The organism is Streptomyces sp. WAC06614 (assembly GCF_003949795.1).
Classification (GTDB): domain Bacteria; phylum Actinomycetota; class Actinomycetes; order Streptomycetales; family Streptomycetaceae; genus Streptomyces.
The window spans coordinates 1-3745 of sequence record NZ_RPRY01000486.1; the positions used below are offsets into that span (position 1 = coordinate 1).

Sequence of the window (3745 nt, forward strand, 5' to 3'; positions counted from 1 at the left end):
ATAAAGGACAGGAACCACTCGTCCGGAGCAGCCAGGGAGCCGGTGCCCGGCCCGGGTGCGGGCGCGGTCTGCTCGGGGTACGCGGCCGGCTGGGCCGCGGCGGGGGCCTCGTCACGGAACCAGCCCGCCGGAGCCAGCGGCTCCGGGCTCGCACCCTGCGCCGGTACGGAGCCGTACGCGGCCGGCGGCTGCTGGGCGGGCACTCCGCCCAGCCCGCCGCCGGTCCAGCCCTGGTCGGCCCCGGTCGGCCCGGCGGCCCAGCCCTGGCGGGGCTCGGCCTGCGCAGCACCGGCGGTCCAGCTCTGGCCGGCCTCGGCCGAGCCGCCGGCGGCGGCCGGCTCGGCGGCCCAGCTCTGGCCGGGCCCGGCCTGGGCAGCGCCGGCGGCCCAGCCGTGGTCGGCCCCGGTCGGGCCCGGTGCAGCGGCACCGGGCGCCCAGGCTTCGCCCGAGCCCGAGCCCGAGCCCGGGGTGTCGGTCATGGCGGGCGCGGCCCAGCCCTGGGCGGAGCCGGGGTCCTCGGTCCCCGGCCGGGACCCGGTCCAGCCCTCGCCCGTGCCGGGCGTCGCGGCCCAGCCCGGTTCGGCGCCGGGGGCGGCAGCCGCCCAGGCCTGGCCGGCGGCGGACCAGTCGGTGCCCGGGGCGGGGGTGGCGGCCCAACCCTGGTCGGGCGCGGGCGCCCAGTCCTGGCCGGGCGCGGGCGCGGCGGCCGGCGCAGGCTCAGCAGCGTTCCAGGCCTGGCCGGCCTCGGGCCCCGCCGGGCCTTGGCCGAGCCCCGCCTGGCCCTGGCCAAGGCCCGCCTGGCCCTGGCCCTGGCCAAGTCCCGCGTGGCCCTGGTCGTGGCCCTGGCCAAGGCCCGCGTGGCCCTGGCCCTGGCCCTGGCCAAGGCCCGCCTGGCCCTGGTCGAGCCCCGGCTGGGGTGGCTGGTAGGTGGTGTCCCAGGTGGGGGTCTGCCACGTCTGGGTGGCGTAGGGGTCCTTGTCCGCGGTGGGCTCGGGCGAGGCCGGTGCCTCGTAGCCGTTCTGCTCAGGCGTGCTCATCGGTCGCGCTCACCCGCCCGCGAACGGCGGGAGGACCTCGACGGTGCCGCCCTCGGTCAGCGCCACCACCTCGTGCGGGCGCGTGCCCACCGGCTGCTCGTCCACCAGGAAGGAGCAGCGCTGGAGCACCCGGCTCAGCTCCCCCGGGTGCGCCGCGCGCACGGCGTCCAGCGCCTCGGCCAGGGTCGCCGCCTGGTACGGCTCCTCCGCCCGGCCGGCGGCGGCCTTCGCCGCCGCCCAGTAGCGGATGGTTCCGGTTGCCACTACAGCTCCAATCGTCGGCCAGTCGTGGGCCACGTACGGCCAGTACGCGCCACGTACGGCACGCGCACGATGCATGCGTCCGGGTCCATGATGACCCCTGGGGGCCGGTATCCCGGCGTGCCTCCGCGCGCCCCTCGTGCGCCCGACCGGCCCGCCAGGGGTCCACCGATCCGGTGAAACCGGCCGATATGCCTGCTCCGGGCGTGGTGCGAACCACAGAAAGGTCCCGTCAAGAGCACTCGGCCCGCCCAGGCACGGTGGGCTATCCTGGCAGCGAAGAGGATCCGGGCAACGTTGCCCCCGGGTCCTTTTGTGCTTTCGGAGCGTTGAACAAGGCACGAACAGAACGCCGAGCAGCGACAGCACCACCGGCAGGCGGGCGGGCCGGCCGGTCCCCAGGGCGCGGGGGCCGGGACGCAACGCCCGGCTGTGACGACGTGACGCCGTAAGAAGCAGTGCCGCGACAGTCCTCGACGGGACCGAGGAGGAACCGACGTGATGGGCCAGCGATCCGTGCACGAACGCCTGACGACCCTGGCAGGGGGGCGGCGATGAGCTCTCTGCTGCTGTTGACCAATGCCCTCCAGCCCTCCACCGAGGTGCTGCCCGCCCTCGGCCTGCTGCTGCACTCGGTACGGGTGGCCCCCGCCGAGGGACCGGCCCTGGTGGACACCCCCGGTGCCGACGTCATCCTCGTCGACGGCCGCCGCGACCTGCCCCAGGTCCGCTCGCTGTGCCAGCTGCTGCGCTCCACCGGGCCCGGCTGCCCACTGGTCCTCGTCGTGACCGAGGGCGGCCTCGCCGCCGTCACCGCGGACTGGGGCATCGACGACGTCCTGCTCGACACCGCCGGACCCGCCGAGGTCGAGGCCCGGCTGCGGCTCGCGCTCGGCCGCCAGCAGCTCGGCTCCGACGACTCCCCCATGGAGATCCGCAACGGCGACCTCTCGGTCGACGAGGCGACGTACTCCGCCAAGCTCAAGGGCCGGGTCCTGGACCTGACCTTCAAGGAGTTCGAGCTGCTGAAGTACCTGGCGCAGCACCCGGGCCGGGTCTTCACCCGCGCCCAGCTCCTCCAGGAGGTCTGGGGCTACGACTACTTCGGCGGCACCCGGACCGTGGACGTCCACGTACGGCGGCTGCGCGCCAAGCTCGGTCCGGAGCACGAGTCCCTGATCGGGACCGTCCGGAACGTCGGCTACCGTTTCGTCGCCCCGGAGAAGGTCGAACGCGCCGCCGAGGAGGCCCGGAGCAAGGCCGCCGCGGGGGCGAGCGCCCCGGCGCGGGAGGGCGTCACCCGCACGGCGTAGCCGCCCTCCGGGATCCGGTCCGCGGAACGACCTGCCCAGAAGCAGGTCACCCCGCGTAGACTCCCGCTCGTGGCGAAGGTGACGCGGGACGACGTGGCACGGCTGGCGGGGACCTCCACCGCCGTCGTGAGCTACGTCATCAACAACGGACCCCGGCCGGTCGCTCCGGCCACCCGCGAGCGCGTCCTCGGCGCGATCAAGGAGCTGGGCTACCGGCCCGACCGGGTCGCGCAGGCGATGGCCTCGCGGCGCACGGACCTCATAGGCATGATCGTTCCGGATGCCCGGCAGCCCTTCTTCGCGGAGATGGCGCACGCGGTCGAGCAGGCCGCCGCCGAGCGCGGGAAGATGGTGCTGGTCGGCAACTCCGACTACCGGGACGAGCGCGAGGTCCACTACCTGCGGGCGTTCCTCGGCATGCGCGTCTCCGGGCTGATCCTGGTCAGCCAGGGCATGAGCGAGCGGGCCGCGAGCGAGATCGAGGCGTGGGACGCACGGGTGGTGCTGCTGCACGAGCGTCCGGAGGCCATCGACGACGTCGCCGTGGTCACGGACGACATCGGCGGCGCCCAGCTCGCCACCCGGCACCTGCTAGAGCACGGCCACGCGTACGTCGCGTGCATCGGCGGCATCGAGAACACCCCGTCGGTCGGCGACCCGGTCGCCGACCACGTCGAGGGCTGGCGCCGGGCGATGCTGGAGTCCGGCCGCTCGGTCGAGGGCCGGCTGATCGAGGCCCCGTACAACCGGTACGACGCCTACCGGGTCGCCCTGGAGGTGCTGGCCCGGCCCGACCGCCCGACGGCGATCTTCTGCGCCACGGACGACCAGGCCATCGGTGTGCTGCGGGCGGCGCGCGAGCTGCGCATCGACGTGCCCGGAGAGCTGGCCGTGGCCGGCTTCGACGACGTCAAGGAGGCGGCGCTGACCGACCCGCCCCTGACCACGGTGGCCTCGGACCGGCCCGCGATGGCCCGGGCAGCGGTCGACCTGGTCCTGGACGACGCCCTCCGCGTCGCCGGCTCACGTCGGGAACGCCTCAAGCAGTTCCCGTCGGCCCTGGTGATCCGCCGCTCCTGCGGCTGCGGCGGGCACGCGCTCGGGGGTGCGGGCACGCCTTAGCGGGCGGCGCTG

At 75.5% G+C, this 3745-nt stretch carries 3 protein-coding genes and 1 pseudogene; 2 read left to right on the top strand and 2 right to left on the bottom strand.

Going from position 1 to position 3745, the window contains the following annotated elements; all coding sequences use genetic code 11:
• Together EF918_RS33625 and EF918_RS33630 are read right to left on the bottom strand one after the other, a co-directional pair.
• Positions 1-1037, bottom strand: a pseudogene (locus EF918_RS33625) (hypothetical protein); the annotation flags it as partial.
• 9 nt (positions 1038-1046) lie between these two features.
• Complete coding sequence (locus tag EF918_RS33630; RefSeq protein ID WP_125652679.1) at positions 1047-1301, bottom strand: MoaD/ThiS family protein; 255 nt, start codon at positions 1299-1301, stop codon at positions 1047-1049.
• A gap of 551 nt (positions 1302-1852) precedes the next feature.
• Between EF918_RS33630 and EF918_RS33635 the strand changes: the two genes are divergently transcribed.
• Both EF918_RS33635 and EF918_RS33640 read left to right on the top strand, forming a co-directional pair.
• Positions 1853-2611, top strand: coding sequence for a response regulator transcription factor (locus tag EF918_RS33635; RefSeq protein WP_125652680.1), 759 nt, complete (start codon positions 1853-1855; stop codon positions 2609-2611).
• A gap of 69 nt (positions 2612-2680) precedes the next feature.
• Positions 2681-3733, top strand: a complete 1053-nt coding sequence (locus EF918_RS33640; protein WP_125652681.1) for a LacI family DNA-binding transcriptional regulator — start codon at positions 2681-2683, stop codon at positions 3731-3733.
• Positions 3734-3745 lie beyond the last annotated feature (12 nt).

What these genes read in the sequence shown, in the direction of transcription:
- EF918_RS33635 (WP_125652680.1), top strand. Translation starts at nt 1,853, where the DNA reads ATGAGCTCTCTGCTGCTGTTGACCAATGCCCTCCAGCCCTCCACCGAG.